Annotated in this window: 24 protein-coding genes and 1 other RNA gene; 6 read left to right on the top strand and 19 right to left on the bottom strand. The window is 39.4% G+C overall.

The genetic code is table 11. The features are described from left to right. The first annotated feature begins 26 nt into the window (after positions 1–26). Genes IL356_RS14170 through IL356_RS14160 form a run of 3 tightly spaced genes read left to right on the top strand, consistent with a single transcriptional unit; the run spans position 27 to position 2,045 of the window. Positions 27–677 carry a hypothetical protein gene (locus IL356_RS14170; protein ID WP_121848218.1) on the top strand — a complete coding sequence of 217 codons (651 nt, stop codon included), beginning with the start codon at positions 27–29 and terminating at the stop codon, positions 675–677. Next, positions 655–1,491: a DUF3822 family protein gene (locus IL356_RS14165; protein WP_121848217.1), complete on the top strand. Its 837-nt coding sequence runs from the start codon at positions 655–657 to the stop codon at positions 1,489–1,491. Before IL356_RS14170 ends, IL356_RS14165 begins: the two co-directional genes overlap by 23 nt. Then, the gene (locus tag IL356_RS14160; RefSeq protein ID WP_121848216.1) at positions 1,491–2,045 is read left to right on the top strand and encodes an RsmD family RNA methyltransferase; all 555 of its coding nucleotides are present in this window, start codon (positions 1,491–1,493) and stop codon (positions 2,043–2,045) included. The genes IL356_RS14165 and IL356_RS14160 overlap by 1 nt, the downstream gene beginning before the upstream one ends. Before the next feature lie 11 nt (positions 2,046–2,056). On the opposite strand, the gene rnpB is transcribed toward IL356_RS14160, so the two are convergent. After that, an RNA gene (rnpB, locus tag IL356_RS14155) (RNase P RNA component class A) lies at positions 2,057–2,384 on the bottom strand. A 120-nt stretch (positions 2,385–2,504) separates the two neighbouring features. Between rnpB and IL356_RS14150 the strand changes: the two genes are divergently transcribed. Further along, positions 2,505–4,370 (top strand): DNA polymerase III subunit gamma/tau, encoded by a 1,866-nt coding sequence (locus IL356_RS14150; protein ID WP_121850650.1) that lies wholly within the window; start codon positions 2,505–2,507, stop codon positions 4,368–4,370. A 6-nt stretch (positions 4,371–4,376) separates the two neighbouring features. Here the strand turns inward: IL356_RS14150 and IL356_RS14145 are convergent, their stop codons facing one another. The 7 genes from IL356_RS14145 to IL356_RS14115 are packed head-to-tail and all read right to left on the bottom strand — an operon-like array spanning position 4,377 to position 11,151. After that, positions 4,377–4,730, bottom strand: coding sequence for a transmembrane 220 family protein (locus IL356_RS14145; protein ID WP_121848215.1), 354 nt, complete (start codon positions 4,728–4,730; stop codon positions 4,377–4,379). After that, positions 4,727–6,106, bottom strand: coding sequence for an alkaline phosphatase family protein (locus IL356_RS14140; RefSeq protein WP_121848214.1), 1,380 nt, complete (start codon positions 6,104–6,106; stop codon positions 4,727–4,729). The genes IL356_RS14145 and IL356_RS14140 overlap by 4 nt, the downstream gene beginning before the upstream one ends. After that, positions 6,107–7,303, bottom strand: coding sequence for a metabolite traffic protein EboE (gene eboE, locus IL356_RS14135; RefSeq protein WP_121848213.1), 1,197 nt, complete (start codon positions 7,301–7,303; stop codon positions 6,107–6,109). A gap of 2 nt (positions 7,304–7,305) precedes the next feature. Continuing rightward, a complete protein-coding gene (locus tag IL356_RS14130) occupies positions 7,306–8,469 on the bottom strand; it encodes a 3-dehydroquinate synthase (protein ID WP_121848212.1) in 1,164 nt (387 codons plus the stop codon). A gap of 14 nt (positions 8,470–8,483) precedes the next feature. Beyond that, positions 8,484–9,386 (bottom strand): UbiA-like protein EboC, encoded by a 903-nt coding sequence (gene eboC / locus IL356_RS14125; RefSeq protein ID WP_121848211.1) that lies wholly within the window; start codon positions 9,384–9,386, stop codon positions 8,484–8,486. Continuing rightward, positions 9,386–10,303, bottom strand: coding sequence for a TatD family hydrolase (locus IL356_RS14120; protein ID WP_225621504.1), 918 nt, complete (start codon positions 10,301–10,303; stop codon positions 9,386–9,388). The genes eboC and IL356_RS14120 overlap by 1 nt, the downstream gene beginning before the upstream one ends. Further along, positions 10,300–11,151 (bottom strand): EboA domain-containing protein, encoded by an 852-nt coding sequence (locus IL356_RS14115; protein WP_121850648.1) that lies wholly within the window; start codon positions 11,149–11,151, stop codon positions 10,300–10,302. Before IL356_RS14115 ends, IL356_RS14120 begins: the two co-directional genes overlap by 4 nt. A 155-nt stretch (positions 11,152–11,306) precedes the next feature. Here IL356_RS14115 and miaE point away from each other — a divergent pair, with 155 nt between their 5' ends. Beyond that, the gene (miaE, locus tag IL356_RS14110; RefSeq protein WP_121848210.1) at positions 11,307–11,888 is read left to right on the top strand and encodes a tRNA-(ms[2]io[6]A)-hydroxylase; all 582 of its coding nucleotides are present in this window, start codon (positions 11,307–11,309) and stop codon (positions 11,886–11,888) included. Positions 11,889–11,937: 49 nt separating this feature from the next. Here the strand turns inward: miaE and ppk1 are convergent, their stop codons facing one another. The 9 genes from ppk1 to rpsA form a co-directional block, all read right to left on the bottom strand. Then, a complete protein-coding gene (gene ppk1, locus IL356_RS14105; protein ID WP_121848209.1) occupies positions 11,938–14,052 on the bottom strand; it encodes a polyphosphate kinase 1 in 2,115 nt (704 codons plus the stop codon). Further along, on the bottom strand, positions 14,053–14,538 hold the full coding sequence (locus tag IL356_RS14100; RefSeq protein ID WP_121850647.1) for a SixA phosphatase family protein: 486 nt from the start codon (positions 14,536–14,538) through the stop codon (positions 14,053–14,055). It lies immediately after the preceding gene. A 51-nt stretch (positions 14,539–14,589) separates the two neighbouring features. Beyond that, on the bottom strand, positions 14,590–15,237 hold the full coding sequence (gene pdxH, locus IL356_RS14095) for a pyridoxamine 5'-phosphate oxidase (protein WP_121848208.1): 648 nt from the start codon (positions 15,235–15,237) through the stop codon (positions 14,590–14,592). Positions 15,238–15,304: 67 nt separating this feature from the next. Next, positions 15,305–16,210 carry a ribonuclease Z gene (locus tag IL356_RS14090; protein WP_121848207.1) on the bottom strand — a complete coding sequence of 302 codons (906 nt, stop codon included), beginning with the start codon at positions 16,208–16,210 and terminating at the stop codon, positions 15,305–15,307. Continuing rightward, on the bottom strand, positions 16,210–16,683 hold the full coding sequence (locus tag IL356_RS14085; protein WP_121848206.1) for a DUF3291 domain-containing protein: 474 nt from the start codon (positions 16,681–16,683) through the stop codon (positions 16,210–16,212). Before IL356_RS14085 ends, IL356_RS14090 begins: the two co-directional genes overlap by 1 nt. Beyond that, positions 16,680–17,012 carry a ribonuclease Z gene (locus tag IL356_RS14080; RefSeq protein ID WP_121848205.1) on the bottom strand — a complete coding sequence of 111 codons (333 nt, stop codon included), beginning with the start codon at positions 17,010–17,012 and terminating at the stop codon, positions 16,680–16,682. The genes IL356_RS14085 and IL356_RS14080 overlap by 4 nt, the downstream gene beginning before the upstream one ends. Before the next feature lie 7 nt (positions 17,013–17,019). Next, the gene (locus IL356_RS14075; protein ID WP_121848204.1) at positions 17,020–17,946 is read right to left on the bottom strand and encodes an aspartate carbamoyltransferase catalytic subunit; all 927 of its coding nucleotides are present in this window, start codon (positions 17,944–17,946) and stop codon (positions 17,020–17,022) included. Positions 17,947–17,948: 2 nt separating this feature from the next. Then, positions 17,949–18,488, bottom strand: coding sequence for a bifunctional pyr operon transcriptional regulator/uracil phosphoribosyltransferase PyrR (gene pyrR / locus IL356_RS14070; RefSeq protein WP_121848203.1), 540 nt, complete (start codon positions 18,486–18,488; stop codon positions 17,949–17,951). A gap of 192 nt (positions 18,489–18,680) precedes the next feature. Further along, complete coding sequence (rpsA, locus tag IL356_RS14065) at positions 18,681–20,513, bottom strand: 30S ribosomal protein S1 (RefSeq protein WP_121848202.1); 1,833 nt, start codon at positions 20,511–20,513, stop codon at positions 18,681–18,683. A 263-nt stretch (positions 20,514–20,776) separates the two neighbouring features. Between rpsA and IL356_RS14060 the strand changes: the two genes are divergently transcribed. Then, positions 20,777–21,157, top strand: coding sequence for a LysM peptidoglycan-binding domain-containing protein (locus tag IL356_RS14060; protein WP_121848201.1), 381 nt, complete (start codon positions 20,777–20,779; stop codon positions 21,155–21,157). 47 nt (positions 21,158–21,204) lie between these two features. Here IL356_RS14060 and cmk read toward each other — a convergent pair whose 3' ends face one another. Then, on the bottom strand, positions 21,205–21,900 hold the full coding sequence (gene cmk, locus IL356_RS14055) for a (d)CMP kinase (RefSeq protein WP_121848200.1): 696 nt from the start codon (positions 21,898–21,900) through the stop codon (positions 21,205–21,207). Then, positions 21,900–24,350: an endopeptidase La gene (gene lon, locus IL356_RS14050; protein WP_121850646.1), complete on the bottom strand. Its 2,451-nt coding sequence runs from the start codon at positions 24,348–24,350 to the stop codon at positions 21,900–21,902. The genes cmk and lon overlap by 1 nt, the downstream gene beginning before the upstream one ends. Positions 24,351–24,583 lie beyond the last annotated feature (233 nt).

Genomic DNA, 24,583 nt, shown 5'->3' with positions numbered 1-24,583 from the left:
CTAAATTTAAATAACACTATTAAAAAATGAAGACCGTAATTCAAATTGTACTTTGGATAGTTTGCATTGGATTGGGATATCTTATCTATCAATCTGTTACAGGCCCCATTGAGTTTAATAAAGTGAAGCAGGAACGTTTTGCTCAAGTAATAGCAAAACTTAAAGACATCAGAAACGCACAGGAGGCCTACAAAACGGTTAACAAAAGATACGCTAAAGACTTCAACAGTCTAGTTAAGTTTATCGATACTGCTGACTATACTATTACCCAGCAGCGCGACTCTTCTTATATGGAGTTCAACGAGACCTATCAAATCGATATGCTTACCGAGGTCAAGATTATCGATACCCTAGGTACCGTTTCTGTAAAAGATTCTTTGTTCAAAAGTGATAATAGGTACAAGAATTTGGCCGATATTCCTTTTGCACAAAACGGTGAAAAAATCACTATGACTGCAGGCGTTGTAGAAAAAAGTGGTTACAAAGCTCCTGTTTTCGAAGCTAAAGTTGATAAGTCGATTATATTATATGATCAGCCAAAAACACTTTTAGATAAAGAAAAGGCCGAAATTGGTGTTGACGAAGTCAACGGACCTGCCATAACAGTTGGTTCTATGGAAGAGGTTAGCACAAGTGGTAACTGGCCACCAGTTTATGACAAAAAAGGAGAACAGTAATATCGCTTCAAATAACTCGGTAGAAGGTTTTAAAAAATTGTCCATTCAGGTTAGCCTGAATGGACTTTCTTTTTGTGTCTTTGATACGCTTTCAAAATCGGTAGTCAGTTCAAAAAATGAGGTATTCGAGCAGACACTAAACCCTTACGAACTACTCAAAAAACTGAAGCGACAACTTTCTGATGACCAACTAATTGATAAAAAATTCAGTGATGTGGTCGTTGTGCACCGCAATCAACTTTTCGGGTTGGTACCAAAACCTCTCTTCGATCCAGAGGAGCTAGCCAACTATCTCAAGTTCAACACAAAAATTTTGGCCAATGATCATTTGGCCTATGATGAGTTCGATAGTCATGACATTGTAAACGTTTATGTTCCTTTTGTAAACGTGAACAATTACATCTATGAACTGTTCGGCGAATTTACGTTTAAGCATAATGGCACCGTAATGGTCGAGTCTTTGCTCAAAGGCCAAGGACAAACCACCCAACCCATTTGTTATGTTTACATCTTGGAAAATCAGATGGATGTTACCATAACCGACCAAAAAGACCTCTTACTATATAATAGCTACACTTTCAATACCAAAGAAGATTTTCTTTACTATCTTTTATTCGCCCTTGAGCAATTGAAGTTCAATACCGAAAGTATACAACTCAAACTCTTCGGGGCAATAGAGGAAGGTGACCCTATCTACGAAATGTGCTACAAGTATGTAAAGAACGTTTCTATCTTTATTCCTGATTTCGGACCGCACAGCCATATGGAAGCCAATGAAGATAGTATCGACTTTACAGTTTTAAATGCCCTTTAATGCGAATAATCTCCGGAATACATAAAGGAAAGCGAATCAACGCACCTAAAAAATTACCTGTTCGCCCAACTACCGATATGGCGAAAGAGGCATTGTTCAATATATTGAACAACAGGTATTATTTTGATGAAATAAAAGTTCTTGATTTGTTCAGTGGTACAGGTAATATCTCCTTCGAATTTGGATCTAGAGGTACCCGGGCAATAACAGCGGTAGATGCTAATTCAGGCTGTATTAACTTTATTGAACAGACGGCAAGAAGTCTTGAATTGCCTATAAACGCAATTAGGGCTGATGTTTTTGGATATTTAGAAAGAATGACCGCCCCGGCAGATATTATTTTTGCCGATCCACCTTACAATCTATCGCTCGAAGAATTCGAAAAACTACCTAACCTTACATTTGAAAATAACTTATTGGGATCAGGGGGATGCCTAATTGTAGAGCATGCCAGTCAAATGGACCTTTCACACCTCGCCAATTTTAGCGAAAAAAGAAAATACGGAGGAAGCACGTTTAGTTTTTTCGAACTACCGCAAGAAGAAAACCAGTAGAATCAAACCAATAAAAAAGCAGGCCATAAGCCGGATTCTGTAAAGCTTCCCAAAGAAAACTTCCTTGTCATTTATCTAGTTTCGACATTACTGTCGAACTCCATCCGCCTACCCTTCAGCTCGGGCGTGCAGCCCTCAAACACTGATATACATGGCGTTTCACCGCATAGAGTTTACCTGATTTCACTACAGCATTACCTGTACATTCTTTCTGTTGCACTTGTCCTGTTCGCCTACGGCGAGCGACGGGTGTTACCCGCTATGCCGCACTATGGTGTCCAGACTTTCCTCTCCCTTTCCAAAGAAAATTGAAAAGGCAGCGACAAGGTGACCTGCTCGCCGGCAAAATTAGACCAATTGTTGATAAATAAAGACTTTATCCTCATGAAATAGACCAATTGAACACCACCTATTTTTATATTTGTATTGATTACTATTGAATTTAGAAAAAGTACCGGATTGGAACATTTTATAGTTTCGGCAAGAAAATATAGGCCCCAAACCTTTAAAGATGTTGTAGGTCAACAGGCAATTACCAACACCCTTACTAATGCCATTGATAACAACCATTTGGCCCAAGCGCTTCTGTTTTGTGGCCCAAGAGGTGTGGGCAAAACCACTTGCGCCCGTATTTTGGCAAAAAAAATCAATCAAGACGGTACCGAAAGTGAAGATGAAGATTTTGCCTTCAATATTTTTGAGCTCGATGCGGCATCTAACAATTCGGTCGATGATATTCGCAATCTAATTGACCAAGTTCGCATTCCTCCTCAAATAGGTAAATACAAAGTTTACATTATTGATGAGGTGCATATGCTATCTCAGTCCGCTTTTAATGCTTTTCTTAAAACACTTGAAGAGCCACCAAAGCATGCTATTTTTATACTGGCGACCACTGAGAAACACAAAATCATTCCAACGATTCTTTCTCGTTGTCAAATCTTCGATTTCAAAAGAATTACGGTCAAAGATGCTGCGGAATATCTAAAGTATATTGCCGAGAACCAAGGTATTAACGCTGAGGAAGATGCATTGCATATTATCGCACAAAAAGCCGATGGTGCCATGCGCGATGCCTTATCGATTTTTGATCGCGTTGTCAGTTTTTCGGGTAAAGACCTTACACGTAAGGCAGTTACCGAAAACCTCAACGTGTTAGACTACGATACCTATTTCGAAGCAACCGATTTAATATTGAACCATGATATACCAGCCTTGTTGTTATTGTACAATAAGACATTATCTTTTGGTTTCGATGGACATCATTTTATTACCGGTCTCGCTTCGCATTTTAGAGATTTGATGGTATGCCAACATCAAGACACCATCAATCTTTTAGAAGTAGGTGACGGCGCCAAAAAGAATTACCTTGAACAGTCTAAAAAAACATCAAATTCCTTTTTATTAAGGGCTCTTGATTTGGCCAATGATTGCGATTTAAAATATAAGACCAGTAGAAATCAACGCCTCTTGGTCGAACTTACCTTAATGAAACTGGCATCAATAGATTTTGATGCCGAAAAAAAAAACTCTAGCAGCAACTTAGATTCTTCTGCTGCTATCAATACGATAGCGCCGGCAAGTTATTACCGGTCGAAGAAAAGCACGAAATCTGACCCCACTAGTACTGTAAGTGAGGTTTCACCGAAAGAAACGGTTGCCGAAATAGAACCTGAGACTGCCAATACTGTTCTTTCTAATTCTGATGACGAAACGAACGTACCAAGGGAAGAAAAAGCTAATTCTTCATATAAGCATAATCAACCTATTCGTTCTCAAATTGCCGAACCTGAAATAAAGAAAGAAAAAGCGCAACCGGAGTTATCGGAAGAAGCGAAGAAACTAAAACTTGACATTGCCAAAAAAAGGGTATCGGCACTTTCAATTTCGAGTTTAAAGACAAAAAAAGAACACGAAAACAATCGTAAAGATGTTAGCGTTGACCTAAGCAAATTGCCAAAAACTGCATTTTCAGAAGAGGACATGCTAATGCATTGGAACGATTTTGTAAAGGAAATTGATGCCAAAGGACGGAAAATTCTAGCTTCAAATCTCAATACCGATGTACCTAAACTTATAAACGAAACCACTATTTGGATAGAACTACCAAATAGTACCATGAAAAAGGAAATCGAGCGAGAGCAATATGACCTAATGGAATATTTAAAGTCGAACCTCGATAACTATTTTATTGAACTTAAGATTTCGGTCAATGAGGAAACAGCGAAAAAGTTTGCCTTTACCCCTGAAGAGAAATATGAAAAACTAAGGGAAAAGAATCCGGCGATAGATTTGCTACGCCAAACTTTTGACCTTGATCTGTAATTTGGTCTAATTATTTTTTTGAAATCGTAGCCTCAACGAAAAAATTAGAAATACCGTCGCTACAATTAACATACCTACCGCTTCACGACCCCTTTCAATGTTTTCAATATCACCTTCACCAATGGTAAAACCTTCAAACTGATCGGGCCAAAGAAAAACCGTAGCCAACAAATAAAGAAAACTTAGAATAATAGAGAACATAAAGTTCAATTTTCCATAGGCAAAAAGAAGGGAGCCAATAGCGGCCAAGCCGTAAATAATGTACCACAGAAAAGCATCAGGGTCGTTATATTGCAAATACGCTGCCCAAAGGCAGAGAATTGCAAATACAACACCTATAATTTTAAATAACCTGTTCATATTTCTTCGGTAATATGCTTCTCCAAAATAGAAAAAACATCAGTTGCCTTGATTTCTTTTTCAAAAACCGAACTTGGATTATCTGAAATAAATATAGGAAAGTCGGCTTTGTCTTCAGGTACCCGGCCATGAGAACCTTTTACTAAGTTTGCGTCAAGCGGAATAATATCCAACACGGTTCTAAAACCCATTTTTTTCTTTAGAAGCTTCCATGCCACTTTTAACATCACCAGTTTGTCTTTAGGATTGGTGAGCATTTCTACTGGATCATAGCCTGGCTTCTTATGAATATCGACCATTCGGGCATAATCAGGAGCTTTAGCATCATCAAGCCAGAAATAATACGTGAACCATGAAGATGGTCCGGCTATCACGACTATATCACCTGCGCGTTCATGGGCCAAACCATGAGCAGCAATTTCTTCACCGGTAAGTACTTTTTCAACACCAGTTATAGACTCTAATAGCGTCTTCACTTCCTGTTTTACAGATTGGTCATTCAAATAGATATGCGCGATTTGATGGTCGGCCACGGCAAAAGCCTTACTCGCTCCTGCATCCAAAAGCTCCAGACCTCTTTCAACTCGTACTGAAATATACCCCTTAGACCTTAAAATTCTATTCAAGTGAATCGGGTTATCAACATCGGTTATCCCATATTCCGAAAGAATAATAACTTGCGCATTACGCTCTTTAAAATGATTTACCAGCTTTTTTACTACCGCGTCGATTTCATTCAAATCTTTCTTAATCTTTTTGAAATCATGACCGTGACGCTGAAGGTTATAATCTAAATGAGGCAAATAGACCAATGATAAAGTAGGATCGTGAAGTTGATCGGTTCTAATAGCGGCATCCGCTATCCATTGGCTAGATTTTATGGAAGTCTTGGGTCCCCAGAAATGAAATAAAGGAAAGGTACCCAATTCATCTTGTAATGTATCTCTCAATTCTGCCGGATGGGAATAACAATCTGGAATCTTACGACCATCGGCCAAATAATTAGGCCTGGGCGTTACACCATAATCGGCATTCGAGTACATATTATACCACCAAAAAAGGTTGGCACAGGTAAAATGCGGATCTATCGATTTAAGTTTATCCCAAATTTTTTCAGATTCAATCAGCTTGTTCGATTGTTTCCAAAACTTTACCTCGCATTCATCTTTAAAATACCATCCGTTGGCCACAATACCATGTTCCGAGGGTGTTTTTCCCGTCAGATAGGTAGCTTGCGCCGTACAGGTCACCGCTGGAACCACCGGATCGATATGGGCGGACCTCCCATTTTTTAGAAAAGCCTCCAAAAAGGGAGTATGCTCACCAATCAACCGTTGTGTAAGACCAACTACATTTATGACAACTGTTTTCTTCATTTAGTTGTACTTTTCTAAGAACCACTTCAATTCCCTAACGATAGATTCATTTAAATCTCTCTTTAGAGCAGGCGGGAGTACGTCCCAAGTGTAGGTTTCAATTTCTAGATGCTCGGAAACAGCATTCCCTTTTATATAATCAATGACCTTGACAATATGGTCTTGGGTGGAATACAACTCTCCAAAACTTTCAAGAAAAATAGGAACGTGAAAATGTGCCCTCAATTCTTCAAAAGGTTTTCTTTCTTCTAACACCTCAGGTAAATCGCTATAGGTCTTAACCCTTCCGTCTATTCTCTCAGTCACTTGATGCAGGTAAACAGGCTCATCGAACTGCGATAGGGCCTTCCATATCTTTTCATTATTGTGCTCATCAGATATAATCTTCAACGCAGCACTTACCTGTATTTTACCAATCTTAATACCGGACTTTTCTAATTTCTCAAAAGTTTCTTGAGGCTCTTCAAAAGCCAGTGAAAAATGGCAAATGTCATAGCAAACAGTAATATGCCTGTGCACTAATCGAACAGCCTCACTTTCATCGATTGCTAACTTATCAGTCAAATATGATTTAGCTAACGGAATCAAGTAATCGGCAAAAAATTTAACTACCTCATCACTGTTCTCCATCAACCCGTCAGGTTCTGGTTCTATATCGAGATGTAAATAAGTGCCTTGTCTTTGTTCTATATCCCTTAAGTGAACCACCACTTCTAAGAGATGCTGAGCACCCTTTTGAAATGCCTTGTCGGTTTCTTCAGGTGTTTTATGCCAATATTTATAACTAATGGGTGAGGTTGATATTCCCCCGGATAATCCCTCTGGAAGTAATATCAATAACTGGTCAAAAAGTCGCTTGGTGTACGTAAGACGCTCTACCTTGGTCCAATCAGGAGTATGCACATCGTCTTTCACCCGTTCATTATGAAAGTTTCCGTAAGGGAAGCCGTTCATCGTAAACACGTATACTCCTTGATCGTCAAGCCATTTTTTAAATTGAAGTAATTTACCCTCAATACCAAGTTCTTCACTGGCTATGTTGGATAATCTAAGGCCTAAACCAAAAGGTCTATGGCTACAAACTTCTTTCTTTATCTCAGGTACGTGACGCTCAATACTCTTGAAAGTAGTATCCCAATTGGAGCCGGGATGAACGTTGGTACAATAGGTAAGCTGTAAATTTTCTTTTATATACAATGCTAAACTGCTTTTGATTCGGAGATTTCGTTAACCAAATTTAGGGCCTTTTTCATAAGGGCTTCATCAATTTCATGAACATCATGTTTCTCGCCCAAGGCTGAAATAAGTGTTATGGTCAATTTACCGCCCAAGTGCTCCCTAAACTCTTGAATACCTTTTAGAAGTCTGTCAATTTCATCTTCTGTACTAATTGGAAAACGCAAATCGAACCCAATGCTCTGAAATACAGACACCACACGATTAAAATCACTTTCAGATATCAATCCGGTAAGGTAAGAATAGGCCACGTCTAGTACGATGCCCTTAGCCACCGCTTCACCATGGCGTAATTCATAGTTGGTCATTTGCTCGAGTTTATGGGCAGACCAATGGCCGAAATCCAAAGGCCTTGAAGACCCACTTTCGAAAGGATCACCCCCTTTGGCTATATGCTGCATATGCATCTCGGCACACTTGTAAATGGTGTATTGCATGACCTCCATATTTCGCTCACTCAAAGCGAGACCATTATCCTCGATATATTTAAAGAAATCAACATCTTTGATAAGCGCCACTTTCAGGGCTTCGGCCACGCCGGAAATCCAGTCACGTTGCTCCAATGTCTTTAGAAACAGAGAATCATTTATGATAGCAAACGGTGGCGCGAACGTACCTACGAAATTCTTTTTTCCGAAGAAATTGATGCTATTCTTAACACCCACTGCCGAATCGTTTTGCGACAATACCGTAGTCGGAATACGAATCAATTTTACTCCCCTGTGTGCTATTGCCGCGGCATATCCAGCCATATCAATAACGGCTCCTCCGCCAATGACCACCACAAAAGAATGCCTACAAATAGCGTAATCATTGATTCCGTCGAGTATTTGATTTACATACTTCTCACCGTTTTTACATGCTTCACCACCCTGAACTACCAAACTATGGGTATGTACCAAGTTTTGTGAGAATTGCTTACAGTAAGTATCTATCTCTTTTAATAAATTCGGATGCGCCTCTACCACGCCATTGTCTACAACGAACAATAATTTGACCGGCTCATCTTTATATTCCTTAATCAGGCTTTCAAAGAGTGAATTATCAGTCTGAAATACGCCTTCTGTAAAAAATAGCCTATAGCGATAGGCCACTTCAAAATTCTGTTCAATCGTTTTTATCATCATCAAAATTTAAATACTTACGTAACTGCAAACAGTTTCGCAAGACTTTTCGAAATAGGTAGCAAGGCCAATATGACCAGTCCATACCACCAATACGAAAATGTTGCCCCAATAGAAGCATCGAGTATAATCAAAGATATGACTCCGGCCATGACCGCTCCCTTTATATTTTTAGGAGAATTGTCCATATAAGCTTTATATAAAGGCCGAAATACCATAAAAGCAAAAAATGCTATATACAATAACGTAACCCAAAATGTTTGCGTATACCAAAAAGATACCGCCAATAACGCCATAATCACCAATGCATACAATACACCGGCCAATATGATATGGCCTTTGTTCTTACCATGCACTTCACCTCTACTTATTAGCGTAATGGCAAAAATGTAAACAACAGGAATCACCGCCAACCAGACAAACTCAAAGTTAGCCAGAATGGATATACCGAGTATGAGATTCAATCCGCGGCACAACCCCATAACCAATGGGCCAAAAAATCCATTTTTCTTTGCTACCGCGTCATAGAGTACAATCGTGAGCGCCAAAACCAATGCAATATGACCGGACAGGAAAGAAACCGAATAGGCCAAGGCAAGCCCAATCAACATTGCCAAAGAACCATACAAAGAGGCATTTCTCAAGGACACCACGCCACTAGGTATCGGGCGTTCAGGACGCTCAACCTTATCCAATTTATAATCAAATACGTCATTGAGTATGACACCCCCGGCATATAGAAAAACCGAAGCGAAAACAAGACACACAAACTCAATCCAGAATGAGGTCGAAAAATCTGTAAGCCCTATTTCACCAATAAATGCCTGACCAATGGCAACACCGGCAAAAATATCGGCCGCAGCCGTAGGTAAATTTGCCGGTCTTGCCAAACGGGCGTACCCCAGAACAACCTTATTCATTACTTAATTTGGTCTGCATCTACTCGAGGCTCTTGCCCTCTAAGCACACTATTATCATTAAATAGCTGTGCTTGATTGATACCTTTGGGGTTTAACCAATCTTCTTCCTTCATTTTTCCATTGTATCCGAAGACATCCAAGGCGTTTTGATAACATGTTTTCACCACATCTTCTTTGGCAATACCCCTTTTTAACATTAAAGAGGCCGTTTTTGGAACAGCTAACGGATCACTTACGCCCCAATCAGCTGAACTATCAACTATGATATTGGTGCTTCCAAACTTTTTGACCACCTCTACCATTCGTTCATTGCCCATTTTCGTTTTTGGATAAATAGTAAAAGCGGCAACAAAACCACGGTCAAGTACATCTTTTACCGTTTCTTCATTGTTATGGTCGATAATGACCTTTGAGGGGTCAAGACCATGCTCAAGGCATACTTCCATACTTTTTATGGTACCTGCCTTTTTATCACGATGAGGGGTGTGAACCTGCACGACCATATCCAATTCCTTGGCCATTTCTAGCTGCATTCGAAAGTATTTATCTTCAGCAGGTGTTTGGTCATCATACCCAATTTCACCGATGGCGACCACATTTTCTTTGTGCAGGTACAACGGTAAAAGCTCTATTACCTCTTCAGCTAAGGCTTCATTATTAGCCTCCTTAGAGTTCAGCCCTATCGTGCAATAATGTTGTATGCCGAACTGGCTGGCCCGAAACCTTTCCCAGCCCACCAGACTGCTAAAATAATCTTGAAAAGAGCCGACCTGTGTTCTAGGTTGCCCCATCCAAAAAGAAGGTTCTATTATTGCCACTACCCCTGCTGCGGCCATTGCCTCATAATCATCGGTCGTTCTCGATGTCATATGCACATGGGGGTCGATTATCATCATTTTATCTTCCATAATCATCATATTACATTATTCCAAGTAATGGCACCTTTGGCCACTTGGTCGTTAAGTTGAGGGTAATTTGCCAGTAGTGATTTTGCGCCACCGTTAGAGGAAAAATAACAGCATAAGGCACCTGCCTTGTTTTCCGAATCTTTTTCACTATCCAACAGTCTCTTCACATCGCCTAAAATGTTTTCATCTACATAATTTGTAACAGGTCTCCAGAATAAAGGATCAATATCTCGAGAAGCGGCCCAACGCTCATGGGCATAATCAGAAATGATTCTTGCCAAATCTTTATTGGCTCTTGTATCGACATCCAGAATTTTCGAAAGATCAAGCTGCATGAATGCGGCTTTCAAATACATCTGGTTCCACTGTTGGTCATTGAAATACTTTGCGGGATACGGATTACCCATACTAACCGCCTCAAAAACGGTTGCTATATTCGTGCGAAGTGCTTCGACAGCAACATTTTTATACTTCTCGGCATTTGGTAAAAGCACCATGAATTTCAAAAATGTTACCAGCTCACTGGTGTCGGCTACCTGAATAAGGTTAGCGACCTTAGGCTCAAAAAATTCGGCATTCTCATTTAAAACCTTTACCAAAAGATAGATTCTAGCTATTTCAAGCAAATTTGCTTTTTGAACCATGAGGTAATCACCTATTTCAGGTGATGCTTCAATAGCCAATATAGATTTGGCATTTACTTTACCGGCTAGCAGGCTATAAGTTAGATATAGGTCTTTGGTCGAATTGGAAGAGAGTATTTTTTCTATTTTGGATTGAAGCCAAGCATAGGCTTCAGAATCCAAATTATTTTTCAAGAGCAATTGAAGCTCTTGTTCAATTAGGTTAGAACTCATGTTTTTGGTTTCGACTTTTGGTTTTTGGCGTTGTCTTTTTAAGAAATTCGTAAAAAAACAACTAACTACAAATCTAATTATTCCAAAGGGAAACTTGTGCAATTCTCACCGTGCATTCTAAAGAAACTTATTAATTTTACAAAAAATTAAGATTTATGCTCGGCTTGAAGCTTCCTACCGACCCAAGATGGGTCAATATTGTCGAAAAAAATATTGACGAAATTCTTACCGATCACGCGTATTGCGAACAAAAAGCTGCGAGTACGGCAATTTCACTGATTATCAGTTTTCCGGAATATACCGATTTGGTAGATGAAATGATCGCTCTTTCACGTGAAGAGATGGGCCATTTTAAAATGGTACATGATAGAATTGTAAAAAGAGGGCAAACTTTAGGCAGGGAAAGAAAGGACGAATATGTAATTGCCTTAATGAAATTCTTCCCTAAAGGAGGCAGTAGAAACACTCACTTGGTACATCGATTATTATACGCCGCCTTAATCGAAGCAAGAAGCTGTGAACGTTTTAGGTTACTTTCCGAGCAGCTGGAGGACAGAGATTTGGCCGAGTTTTATCATAAACTCATGGTCAGCGAAGCCAATCACTATACTATGTTTCTCAAGTTTGCCCGAAAATTTGGCAAGCGAGAAGAGGTAGACCAAAAATGGAGCGATCTTTTAGAGTACGAGGCCAAAATCATGAAAGATCTCGGAACGAAAGAAACCATTCACGGCTGATATTAAAAATTCTTCTGCCCAACCGTGAAGCTTTCATAAAATATCTCATTCACATATTGATACCTTCATCAATATTATCTCCGATACCTAGTTTATCACGGTAATAATCATAAAGTGCAAACTGAGACCTTATTTTCGGTTTGTCGTTCTTGCGATAAAGGTTTTTCTGCTCTTCATCGAAAACTCTGGCCTTGACATTATCATTCCATGAAATATTGAATGTATCGATAAGTTCCTGCTTGATATCCTCATCATAAATAGGACAACCCACTTCTACCCTATTTTCAATATTTCGGGTCATAAAATCTGCAGAAGAGATATATACCTTAGGATCACCTCCGTTACAGAAAATAAACAACCGAGGATGTTCAAGAAACTTATCCACCACGCTGATGGCCTCGATATTCTCACTCATACCCTCAATGCCCGGAATCAAACAACAAATACCTCTAACAATCAATTGAACCTTTACACCGGCATTACTGGCCTCATAAAGTTTGTCAACCATCTTATAAGAGGTAAAACTGTTCATCTTGATTCTGATATACGCCTCTTTGCCCGCTTTTGCATTGGCTATCTCTTTATCAATCAGTTTCTTAAAGAAACTCTTGGTATAATGAGGCGACACAATTAAATGCTTGTACTTATTGATTTTATAAGTGGTCTCAAAGAAATCAAATACTTTGTTCAGCTCTTTCAAGATTGGCTCATTCGCCGTAAAAAGAGTGTAATCGGTATAAATTCGAGCAGTTGACTCGTTAAAATTACCGGTACTTATAAATCCGTATCTCTTAATTTCTTCATTCTCTTCGCGCTCTATTAGGCATATCTTACTGTGTACCTTTAAACCTGGCACCCCAAAAATCAATTTTACGCCTTCTGCCTGCAATTCTTCCGCATACTTAATATTGGCCTGCTCATCAAAGCGAGCCCTCAATTCAATTTGAAGCGTAACCTGTTTGCCATTTTTAACGGCATTTGATAAACAAGCTGCTACCTGAGAGTTATCGGCCAAGCGATAAACCGTAATTTTTATGCTTTTTACCTTCGGGTCTAAAGCCGCTTCCCTTAAAAATTTGAGAACGTATGAAAACGTATGGTAGGGCGTGTACTGTAAGTAATCTTTCTCGGCAATTTTCTCTAAAAGGCTTCCCTCAAGATTCAGGCCTTTAACAGGCAGAGGTGTAATCTTGTCATACATCAGGTCATCTCTACCAAGACTGGGAAACCCCATGTAATCACGTTTATTATGATACCTACCTCCAGGAATGACGCTATCTGCATCTTCAATTTGCATTTTATCCTTCAAAAATTCCAGCGTATCTCTCTCAATACTCTTGTCGTAAACAAACCTTACAGGATCACCGATTTTTCGGTGCTCTACACTTGAACTAATTTTTTCGATGAAACTTTTGCTCAGGTCATTATCAATGTCAAGTTCGGCATCTCGCGTAATCTTGATCATATGGGAAGTGATCGATTTATAATCGAACATCGGAAAAACGCTATCCAAGCAATAACGAATCACATCATCTAGAATAATGATAAAATTCTTATCGCCTTCTTTCGGCAATACTATAAAGCGATTGATTCCTTTTGGTATTTCGATTAGAGCATATCTTTTTTCCCTTTTTTCATAGGTACTTTTGGTACGATCATCACTCCTGAGAATCATCTTAACGGCCAGATAAGCGGCCGTATCCTTAAGCATTGGAAATTCTGCAAAATCACTTAATATGATGGTCATCAATTGCGGACTCACCTTTTGCAAAAAATACTTTTTCACAAATGCCCCTTGCGATTCAGAAAGCTCTCTTTCGTTTAGAAGATAAACATCTTGTTCTTCAAGTTCTTTCTCTATTTTCTTTAGAATCTCAACACTTTTTCTCTGCTGGTCGATTACTATTTTCGTTATCTCTACCAACAGGTCTTTTGCCTTTTCACCCCCTAAAACGCTTTTACCTGACTTTCCTGCCTCGAAAATGCGTTTTACAGTAGCATAACGAACCTTAAAGAATTCATCTAGGTTATTTGAGAATATACCCAAGAAACGCAACCTCTCGATTAAGGGAACATTTTTATCTTCACATTCTTGTAAAACTCGTTCATTGAAACGTAACCAACTGATTTCCCTATTAATATACCTAGGTCTTGTTTTAATCATTTATCTATAATCTTTCGGAAAAATTGTTTGAATAGTGGTTCCCTTTGAAATGGATTTCCATTGTGCAACGTCAAATTGTAAATGTACCAATCCACTTGTAGGAACGTTGTCAATATAGCTATTTCCTAAGGAATTGGCAAGATGGGTAAACGCATGGTTATGCCCGAAAACCATAATGGTAGACAAGTTATCGTCAAGGCTTTTTATAAACTCTAAATCAGAATCCCCGGAAAAATCATATAGATTCTTTTCGACCCTAAAATCAGAAAAAGGAAACTTTAGCTGCCTTAAAAAAATCATGCAAGTATGTAGAGCGCGATTTGCCGGACTTGAGAAAACGGCATCTATATCAACCTTCTTTTTATAGAAAGCCTCCGACACCAATAGGGCATCATTAATACCGCGTTCTTTTAAAGGCCGGTCTTTATCACTCACTGAGTAATCCCAAGACGACTTACCATGACGGACCAAAATCAAGTTTTTCATATTCATATAGTTTAAATACAACCCAATTTAATACCTGTACTATTTAATGCTCTACGGAGCCAATCGCTCTACCGTCCATAAGCCATTTTCGGCTGGGCGATATCTTATGCGGTCGTGCAATCTATTGGGTCTTCCCTGCCAAAACTCTATTTCAACAGGTTCAACCAAATAACCTCCCCAATGTAAAGGTCTTTGTACTTTCTTATCTTTAAACTCTTCCTCAAGATGGGCCAGCCGTTCCTCCAAAAACTCCCTAGAAGGTATGACTGTACTTTGATCACTGGCCAACGCGCCAAGCTTGCTACCCGTAGGTCTAGAATCAAAATACTCATCAGAAGTTGAGGCATCAACTTTGTTGGCCACACCTTTAATAATCACCTGTCTTTCTAAATTAGGCCAAAAGAACGAAAGGCACACATGGCTATTCTCAGCAATCGCTACTCCTTTTTCGCTCTCATAATTTGTATAGAACACGAAGCCCTCATCGGTAAATTCTTTTAAGAGCACCACCCTACTCTTCGGAAAACCATCGAGCCCAATGGTCGACAAGGTCATTGCATTGGGTTCTTCGACACCGCCTTGTTTCTCCGTCTCAATGAACCATTGCTGAAAAAGCTCCATAGGCTCATTGGGAACCACCTCTTTGGTCAGTTCGTTTTTCTCGTAAGATTTGCGATAATTTCCTAAATCTTTCTGCATGGTCAAAGGTTTATATACCGTTTACCAAAGTTCAGCAAAAGAACAGGAACTCGAAAGTGATTTTCTTCTAAAACTCAAAAACTTTTCCGTCGTCTGCCAAATGAACATTCGGAAAAATTTCTTCGGCCTCTTTCTTGAAAAAATCAATGGTTTTATACCTTGTGGAATAGTGGCCCAACACTAAGGCGCCTACGTCTGCCGATTTAGCGATAGTAGCCGCCTCTTTGGCCGTGGCATGTTTTGTTTTAGTGGTGAGATGCTCCTCTGACTGAAGAAAGGTAGATTCGTGATAAAGGGCATCAACTTCTTTTATTTGAGGTACTATTTCAGGTCTATAGGCCGTATCGCTACAAAAAGCATAGCTTTTTGGTGCTGGCGGGTCAATGGTTAAAAGCTTGTTGGGGATAATGGTACCATCTTCGGCAGTAACATCTTTCCCTTTTTTGATGTTTCTGAAATAGGCCTTGTCGATTTTAAATTTGGCTACCGATTGAATGTTCAGCTTACGCTCACCTTCCTTTTCCCTAAAGAGAAAACCATTGGTATAAATTCTATGATCTAAAGGAATGGTTTCTACACTCACATTATCATCTTCAAATACCACTTCAGGAATTTTAGACGATAGCTCGTGAAAGAGCAAAGGAAAATTGGTCCATGAGTCACCTAATTTGAGCATTAGCGTGATGCCTTCTTTAATTCCTTTAGGGCCATAGACATGAAGTTCTTTCTCTCTTCCCAAAAGTCGCAAGGTGGAAATGAGACCTGGTAAACCAAAGAAATGGTCCCCGTGCAAATGGGATATGAAAATGTGGTCTATTCTTGAGAATTTAATTCTGTTCTTGCGAAGCTGCACTTGGGTTCCCTCACCACAATCAATCAAAAAAAGATGATTTTTTATTTCCAACACCTGAGAGGTGGGGTTGGTAAGGGTGCGAGGGGTAGCGGCATAGCAACCAAGAATATTTAACTTCATTAACTCTCTGGCTTGTAGTTTAAAGACTCTTCAGCGGTAAATTTCCCCTTAAAACTAAATGCATAGGGTGTTTCGCCGTGCTCGTTTAGGTATTTCAACCGTTGTTTAGCTTCTTCCGGACTAGGCTCTACTCCTTTTTCTACATACCAGAGGCACATGTGCCTATCGACCATTTGCTGAAACCACTCTTTCTTTCGTCGCAGAACACCGGCATGCTGAGAGGCATAGGTGAAATTAAAAAGAGCTTCCTTAGATTCCCAAACACTCATATTAATGATTAGAAAATCATCTTCAAAGACCCTCAACGCAGTAGCATTGTTATCATCGCCCTTTAAGCGCCATACAAACCCCGGACTAGCCTCTGCAATGCCATTAATCCTATCTAGATTATTGACAAAACCTTCCATAACCGGACTATCCAAAGGTTCTAAAACCCTTGCAATATTTACCTGCGCCAAATGGTATTCACTCATAGTTCGAGATCTCTTTCTATTTCTTCCATCTCAATAATATCGTGTGCTTCTTGAATAGTCGGTACCACGCAAATCTTATCGGGTACATCGTCGTAAGACACTTTATCGGTCACCAAAACAAATGATTTGTTACTCTTCTTATGTAAATCTGATAATTGTAAAAATTCGAGCACATCGTCTGCTTTCAATTTTGAAAATGAAAACAAATTGACAATAATATGCTCGTTCTTTATTTTCGGGTAAGCCTCGTTCAAATTATTCAGAAAAGTAGATAGAGTCGTTTTTTCCTGAAAAACAATAGTAGTTGAACCATCAGAATCAAAAATCATAACTAGGTTATTTAATTTTAGAAGCTAAAAGATAAATTACTGCCATACGAATGGCTACACCGTTCTCAACTTGATTTAAAATTATCGATTGCTGAGAATCGGCCACATCGGTAGTAATCTCAACACCCCTATTAATCGGGCCAGGGTGCATTATCACTATTTTTTTATCTAAACTATCAAGCAACTTCTTATTGACGCCGAATTGCTGGGTATATTCCCTTGTAGTAGGAAAATAACTTATATCAAGACGTTCATTTTGAATGCGTAGCATGTTTGCCACATCACACCAGTTCAAAGCCTTTCTCAGATCGGTTTCAACACCGACCCCCAGAGATTCGATGTATTTGGGAAGCAAAGTTCTTGGTCCGCATACTTTCACGTTCGCTCCTTGCAGCTTCAACGCAAATATATTGCTAAGTGCCACTCGCGAATGAAGAATATCACCCACAATTACAACGTTTTTTCCACCAACATCACCAAGTTTTTCCCTAATGGAATAAGAGTCGAGCAGTGCTTGGGTCGGGTGCTCATGGGCCCCGTCACCCGCATTAACTATCGATGCCTTTACATGTTTTGACAGGAAAATACCCGCCCCGGGATTTGGATGCCGCATTACCACCATATCAACTTTCATCGACAGAATGTTATTGACGGTGTCAATAAGAGTTTCACCTTTCTTAACCGATGATTGCCCGGCAGAGAAATTAATCACATCAGCCGACAATCTTTTTTCGGCCAACTCAAAAGACAGCTTCGTACGGGTGCTGTTCTCGAAAAAAATATTTGCAATAGTAATATCCCTTAAAGAAGGTACCTTTTTTATAGACCTATTTATTACTTCTTTAAAATGGTCTGCTGTCTCAAAAATGAGCTGAATATCTTTTTCGTTCAGATATTTAATACCCAATAAGTGCTTTACACTTAACTCGCTCATTATTATTTATTTATAAGATATATAACATCTTCACCTTCATTTTCTTTCCAGTGAACCTTTACCTTTTCGTTATTTATGGCATCAACTTGTCGCCCACGGTAATTGGGCTGAATCGGTAGATGTCGGCTAAATCTTCTATCTATTAGCGTTAAAAGCTCAATTTCAGAAGGCCTGCCAAAAGACTGTATGGCAGTCAAAGCAGCCCTTATACTCCTACCGGTATAAAGAACATCATCAATAAAAACCACTTTTTTATCCTCGACCAAAAAGTCAATTTTTGTCTTATTGGCCTCTAAAGGTTTATCCCCCCTTCTAAAATCATCTCTGTAAAATGTAATATCGAGAAAGCCTAAATCAATATGCTTGACCCCATACTCTTCTTTCAAAAGTTTAGTCAAACGGTCGGCCAAAAAAATACCTCTCGGCTGAATGCCAATTAACACAGTTTCTTTAAAATCGAGATGGTTTTCTAGAAGTTGACAGGCCAAACGGTGTAGTATGATGTTGATTTCCTTTGCGGAAAGAAGTACTTTTTGACTCATACTGCCCTATTGGTTTAGCTCAACAAAAATAGGGAATATTACTTAAAACCGATAATGTTTGTCAATTTGTAAAAAAGGAACCATTTAACTGTTTCGTTGCATGACAATTACGGAAGATATTCACAATACACCCATCAATAAAAAAGCCCTGCCGAATAAACGACAGGGCTTTTGAATTTATAAAATCGAAACTTATTTCTTACCAGCTTCCATTTTGTCTTTCAAAGCTTGAAGTGCCTCATTTGCATCACCTAAGGTAGGCTTAGATTCTTCAGCAGCAGCGGCAGCTTTTTTCTGTGCAGCTTTGATGTTACGTTGCTCTTCTTCACGGAAAATCGCTGTATGACTAGCAACCACTCGTTTGAAGTCTTTGTTGAACTCAATGATTCTGAATTCGGCCTCTTCACCTTTACCAAGTTTAGAACCATCTTCTTTCTCCATATGACGTTGCGGTACAAAAGCCGTAATGTCTTCGTTGAATTCAATAGTAGCACCTTTATCGACTACATCGGTAATGGCTGCTTTATGAACTGTTCCTTCAGCGAATTCCTTTTCGTATTTATCCCAAGGATTTTCGGTAGTCTGTTTGTGACCTAAGCTCAACTTACGTCCTTCAACATCCAATTCAAGAACTTCAACTTCCATTGTATCACCAACACTCACAAATTCTGATGGGTGCTTGATTTTCTTAGTCCATGAAAGATCAGAGATATAGATCAAACCGTCGATACCTTCTTCCATTTCTACGAACACTCCGAAATTGGTGAAGTTTCTAACGATACCTTTATGTCTAGAACCTACAGGGTACTTAGAAGTAATATCAGTCCATGGGTCTGGAGTCAATTGCTTGATACCAAGAGACATCTTACGATCTTCTCTATCCAAGGTCAATACTACAGCCTCAACTTCGTCACCAACGTTAACGAAATCTTGTGCAGAGCGTAAATGGGTAGACCAAGACATTTCAGAAACGTGAATCAAACCTTCTACACCTTCAACTACTTCGATAAACGCACCGTAGTCAGCAATAACAACTACTTTACCTTTAACTTTATCGCCAATTTTGATTTCGTCGCTAAGAGCATCCCACGGATGTTTCTCCAATTGCTTCATACCCAATTGGATTCGAGACTTGTTCTCATCGAAGTCAAGAATAACAACGTTGATTTTCTGATCAAGCTCAACAACCTCGTTCGGATGGTTGATACGGCTCCAAGAAAGGTCGGTAATGTGTACCAAACCGTCAACACCTCCTAAATCAACAAAGACACCGTAAGAAGTAATGTTCTTAACAACACCCTCTAATACTTGGCCTTTCTCTAACTGGCTAATGATTTCTTTCTTCTGCTCTTCGATATCGGCCTCGATAAGGGCTTTATGCGAAACAACTACGTTCTTGAATTCATGGTTGATCTTAACCACTTTGAACTCCATAGTCTTGCCAACATATTGATCGTAATCGCGAATTGGCTTCACATCGATTTGAGAACCTGGCAAGAACGCCTCGATGCCGAATACATCTACGATCATACCACCTTTGGTTCTACACTTAACAAAACCGCTAACGATTTCTTCTTTGTCATGGGCAGCGTTTACACGATCCCAAGCCATGATAGTTCTTGCCTTTCTGTGAGAAAGTACCAATTGACCACTCTTGTCTTCACGAATGTCAATTAACACTTCAACTTTATCTCCCACCTTCAAATCAGGATTATACCTGAATTCGTTCAATGAGATAACACCTTCAGATTTGGCGTTAATATCAATAATTGCCTCACGGTCGGTCAAATAAACCACCTTACCTTCAACTACTTCTTCATCGGCAGTGTCTACGAAGTTTTCGGCTACCAACTTTTCGAACTCCTCCAATTTGGAATCATCTACTCTCTCAATACCCTCTTCATACTTCTCCCAATCAAAATTCTCCAAAAATTCTTGAGGATCTTGTTGTGGCACTTCCTTTTTCGCTTCTTGTTGTGCTGCGGCAGTTTCTTCTACCTCAACTGTGTTTTTTTCTTCAGCCATGTGCTGATTAAAATTTGTATTCTACGAATTCACAAGAGTTAAACAATTATCGCAGAAGATGTTATAAGTTTATCTTTTCGCTTTCCTTTTCCTCTTGATTTCTTTGTAAAAAAGGTGTGCAAAAATACACCTTTAAACTGACTTAACCAACCTTATTTTTAAGTGGTTGCAGAAAAACTCGGAAAATTCATGTTTTTGACCGAGCATAGGCCAAATATCGCTATCTTGAACACAGAATATTAACCATTAAAAAATTGAACATCATGAGCGTAAAAGCAAAATACCAACCTGTTTTAGACCTAGGTGAGAAACTGGGAGTTAAAAATGGCGATGTATGGGAAGAAAGCGGCATTTTAAAAGTAAAGGGAGAGGCAGGCACCCAGTATGAGAAAAATTTGCTTTGGGATAAAATAAAGGAAATCGGTGGGGAAAACCCAAGTGATATTAAGGCTAACATTACTGTGGGCGACACATCTGTTTATGCGAGACACACTGTAAAAAGTGGAGAATCGCTTAGTAAAATCGCCAAAAAGTATTACGGTGACCCAATGAAATACAAGCAGATATTCGCTGCGAATACCAATATTCTTAAAAACCCTGATGTTATTCATCCTGATCAAGAATTGGTCATTCCGAATCTATAACATTCTGGGAATAACACATAAAAAGGCCTTCATATGAAGGCCTTTTTTCATTGTACTTTTTCAAGACATCGCAGTGCTATACTATGTAATCGCTCAAATTGCTCTTGCAGTCCCATATCACTGTTATCAAATTCTATGGCATCATCAGCTTTTCGCAGCGGCGAAAACTCTCTATTGGAATCTATAAAGTCTCTTTTTTGAACATTCTCAAGAACCTCTTCATATGAAACATTATCGCCCCTATCAAGCAGTTCTTTATATCTACGGGTAGCCCTCGCTTGAGTTGAAGCGGTCATAAAAACCTTTAGTTCCGCGTCGGGAAACACTACCGTACCTATATCGCGGCCATCCATAACAATGCCCTTTTCCTTTCCCATTGCTTTTTGAAGCTCTACCAGTTTATGGCGCACCTGCTCCAACTCTGCAACCCTACTGACAAATCTAGAAACTTGCAAGGTTCTAATTTCGTTTTCTACATTTTCGCCGTTCAAATAGATTTCAGAGAAACCCAACTCTTCATTTGGAACAAAATTTAACCGGATGGTCGGTAAAAGCTTAACTAAAGCACCCAAATTATCTTTACCCTCGGCAATGAAACCGTTACGCATGGCAAACAAGGTTACCGCTCTGTACATAGCACCAGTGTCTATGTATTTATAGTTTAAGGCTTTGGCCAACTGTTTAGCAAGCGTACTTTTTCCTGTTGAGGAGAAACCATCGATTGCAATTGCTATTTTTTGCATTAAAGGGATTTCGCGTTCTTGACTTTTTGACTAGTAATCGCAATATCGATTACTTCGTGCATATCGGTTACGTAATGAAATTTTAGACCCTTAAGATACTCCTTTTTTATTTCAAGAATATCTTTCTCGTTATCCTTACAAAGAATAATTTCTTTAATTCTTGCTCTTTTGGCAGCCAATATTTTTTCTTTGATACCACCCACAGGAAGCACTTTACCGCGTAAAGTAATCTCACCTGTCATGGCTAGGCTTTTCTTTACTTTCCTCTGCGTGAACAACGAAACCAATGACGTAAGCATAGTTATACCAGCACTTGGCCCGTCTTTTGGTGTAGCCCCTTCCGGTACGTGAATATGAACATTATATTTTTCAAAAACTCCAAAATCGATACCAAACCTATCGGCATTTGATTTTATATATTCCAAGGCAATGGTAGCGGACTCTTTCATCACCTTACCGAGATTACCGGTAACATTCAGTGCTCCCTTACCTTTCGATAAAATGGATTCGATGAAGAGAATATCACCTCCAACACTCGTCCATGCCAAACCTGTTACCACCCCGGCAACATCGTTATTTTCGTACTTATCCCTCTCCAAACGGGCTGGCCCCAGCACTTTTTCAACAATCTCATTGGAAACTTTCACTTCATACTCTTCCTCGGTCGCTATATTGGTAGCGGCATAGCGCACCATTTTGGCGATTTGCTTTTCAAGACTACGAACCCCAGATTCACGGGTATATCCCTCTACAATCTTTTCAAGTTGCGGTTTACCTATTTTTAAATCTTTGGCCGAAAGACCATGCTCTTTTAATTGCTTCGGCAACAAATGTCTTTTGGCTATTTCTACCTTTTCCTCAATGGTGTAACCCGTGACATTTATAATTTCCATACGGTCTCTAAGCGCAGGCTGAATTGTACTTAAATTATTGGCAGTGGCTATGAACATTACTTTTGAGAGGTCATATCCCATCTCCAAGAAATTATCATAAAACTCACTGTTCTGTTCTGGGTCTAGAACTTCCAACATGGCCGAAGAAGGATCCCCTTGATGACTGCTAGACAGTTTGTCAATTTCGTCGAGTATAAATACAGGGTTTGAGGTTCCCGCCTTTTTAATACTCTGTACAATTCTACCGGGCATCGCCCCAATGTAGGTTTTTCGATGTCCTCGTATTTCTGCCTCATCCCTTAAACCGCCGAGTGACATGCGCACATACTCCCTTCCTAGAGCCTCAGCCACAGACTTGCCCAATGAAGTTTTACCCACGCCAGGAGGCCCGTAAAGACAAAGTATCGGAGACTTCATATCGTTTCTCAACTTCAGGACTGCCAAATATTCTATGATTCTTTTTTTGACATCTTCAAGTCCGTAATGATCTCTGTCAAGAATTCTTTGTGCCCTTTTTAGATCAAACTTATCTTTTGAGAAATCGTTCCATGGCAAGTCAAGAAAAAGGTCTAAATAATTTCTTTGGATGGAATACTCGGCCACCTGCGGATTCATTCGCTGCATTTTGGCCAACTCTTTTTCAAAGTGCTCGCCCACCTTTTTGCTCCACTTCTTTTTCTTGGCCTTCTCGCGCATTTCCAACAACTCGTCATCATGAGACACACCACCCAACTCTTCTTGAATGGTCTTCATCTGTTGGTGCAAGAAGTATTCTCTTTGTTGCTGATCTAAATCATTTCTGACCTTTGACTGTATATCATTCTTCAGCTCTAATTTTTGGAGCTCAAGGTTCATATATTTCAACGTGGCCAGAGCCCTATCTTTTAGACTATTAATCTCTAAAAGCTCTTGTTTCTCCTTTACATCTAAATTAAGGTTTGAAGAAACAAAGTTGATCAGAAAAGAATTGCTCTGAATATTTTTGATGGCAAAGGAAGCCTCACTTGGTATATTCGGATTATCGCGAATGATTTTTAAAGCAAGCTCTTTAATCGATTCTATAATGGCCAAAAACTCTTGGCTCTGCTGATCTTCCCTATTTTCGGTCACCTCTCTAACCGTAGCGGTCATATATGGCTTTTCGGTCAGTACTTCGGCAATCTCGAATCTCTTTTTCCCTTGTAGTATCACCGTGGTATTACCATCGGGCATTTTAAGAACTCTCAATATTCTGGCTACTGTGCCCAAAACGTTCACATCGCCTGGGGTAGGATTTTCGGTTGCCTCATCTTTCTGTGAAACCACACCGATGACTTTCGAACCGTTATTAGCGTCTTTTATTAAATTGATTGAGGTATCGCGCCCAGCAGTAATGGGTATCACTACCCCAGGAAACAAAACCGTATTTCTCAATGGAAGAATAGGCAATGTTTCAGGCAAAACCTCATTGTTCATTTCCTCTTCATCCTCGGGTGTCAACAAGGGTATTAATTCAGCATCTTCATCGATACCGTGTAACGACATATTGTCAAAATTTGAAAATTTAGAATCTCCCATAATATCATTTCCAGTCATTCTGTCATTATCTGAACAGAAATCCTAATTTATTCAATTGTTTATAAACGTTGAAAAGCCCCGTGTAGATTAATAATCGCATTATCGGGGGCTTTATTGCTTACCAGTTAAGACAATTGTTATGCCAATCATGAAAAACCGTATTCATTACTTTTTTTCGAACAAACTGTAACAAAAGTTATCTTCATACATCTTTACTACAAACCATCCACTTT

The organism is Euzebyella marina, assembly GCF_014855515.1.
Lineage (GTDB): Bacteria > Bacteroidota > Bacteroidia > Flavobacteriales > Flavobacteriaceae > Euzebyella > Euzebyella marina.
Note: the sequence above shows the minus strand (reverse complement) of the source record. Positions and strands in the feature narration are given on the sequence as shown.

What these genes read in the sequence shown, in the direction of transcription:
- IL356_RS14170 (WP_121848218.1), top strand. Translation starts at nt 27, where the DNA reads ATGAAGACCGTAATTCAAATTGTACTTTGGATAGTTTGCATTGGATTG.
- IL356_RS14165 (WP_121848217.1), top strand. Translation starts at nt 655, where the DNA reads ATGACAAAAAAGGAGAACAGTAATATCGCTTCAAATAACTCGGTAGAA.
- IL356_RS14160 (WP_121848216.1), top strand. Translation starts at nt 1,491, where the DNA reads ATGCGAATAATCTCCGGAATACATAAAGGAAAGCGAATCAACGCACCT.
- IL356_RS14145 (WP_121848215.1), bottom strand. Translation starts at nt 4,730, where the DNA reads ATGAACAGGTTATTTAAAATTATAGGTGTTGTATTTGCAATTCTCTGC.
- IL356_RS14140 (WP_121848214.1), bottom strand. Translation starts at nt 6,106, where the DNA reads ATGAAGAAAACAGTTGTCATAAATGTAGTTGGTCTTACACAACGGTTG.
- IL356_RS14130 (WP_121848212.1), bottom strand. Translation starts at nt 8,469, where the DNA reads ATGATGATAAAAACGATTGAACAGAATTTTGAAGTGGCCTATCGCTAT.
- eboC (WP_121848211.1), bottom strand. Translation starts at nt 9,386, where the DNA reads ATGAATAAGGTTGTTCTGGGGTACGCCCGTTTGGCAAGACCGGCAAAT.
- IL356_RS14120 (WP_225621504.1), bottom strand. Translation starts at nt 10,303, where the DNA reads ATGATGATTATGGAAGATAAAATGATGATAATCGACCCCCATGTGCAT.
- IL356_RS14115 (WP_121850648.1), bottom strand. Translation starts at nt 11,151, where the DNA reads ATGAGTTCTAACCTAATTGAACAAGAGCTTCAATTGCTCTTGAAAAAT.
- miaE (WP_121848210.1), top strand. Translation starts at nt 11,307, where the DNA reads ATGCTCGGCTTGAAGCTTCCTACCGACCCAAGATGGGTCAATATTGTC.
- ppk1 (WP_121848209.1), bottom strand. Translation starts at nt 14,052, where the DNA reads ATGATTAAAACAAGACCTAGGTATATTAATAGGGAAATCAGTTGGTTA.
- IL356_RS14100 (WP_121850647.1), bottom strand. Translation starts at nt 14,538, where the DNA reads ATGAAAAACTTGATTTTGGTCCGTCATGGTAAGTCGTCTTGGGATTAC.
- pdxH (WP_121848208.1), bottom strand. Translation starts at nt 15,237, where the DNA reads ATGCAGAAAGATTTAGGAAATTATCGCAAATCTTACGAGAAAAACGAA.
- IL356_RS14090 (WP_121848207.1), bottom strand. Translation starts at nt 16,210, where the DNA reads ATGAAGTTAAATATTCTTGGTTGCTATGCCGCTACCCCTCGCACCCTT.
- IL356_RS14085 (WP_121848206.1), bottom strand. Translation starts at nt 16,683, where the DNA reads ATGAGTGAATACCATTTGGCGCAGGTAAATATTGCAAGGGTTTTAGAA.
- IL356_RS14080 (WP_121848205.1), bottom strand. Translation starts at nt 17,012, where the DNA reads ATGATTTTTGATTCTGATGGTTCAACTACTATTGTTTTTCAGGAAAAA.
- IL356_RS14075 (WP_121848204.1), bottom strand. Translation starts at nt 17,946, where the DNA reads ATGAGCGAGTTAAGTGTAAAGCACTTATTGGGTATTAAATATCTGAAC.
- pyrR (WP_121848203.1), bottom strand. Translation starts at nt 18,488, where the DNA reads ATGAGTCAAAAAGTACTTCTTTCCGCAAAGGAAATCAACATCATACTA.
- rpsA (WP_121848202.1), bottom strand. Translation starts at nt 20,513, where the DNA reads ATGGCTGAAGAAAAAAACACAGTTGAGGTAGAAGAAACTGCCGCAGCA.
- IL356_RS14060 (WP_121848201.1), top strand. Translation starts at nt 20,777, where the DNA reads ATGAGCGTAAAAGCAAAATACCAACCTGTTTTAGACCTAGGTGAGAAA.
- cmk (WP_121848200.1), bottom strand. Translation starts at nt 21,900, where the DNA reads ATGCAAAAAATAGCAATTGCAATCGATGGTTTCTCCTCAACAGGAAAA.
- lon (WP_121850646.1), bottom strand. Translation starts at nt 24,350, where the DNA reads ATGGGAGATTCTAAATTTTCAAATTTTGACAATATGTCGTTACACGGT.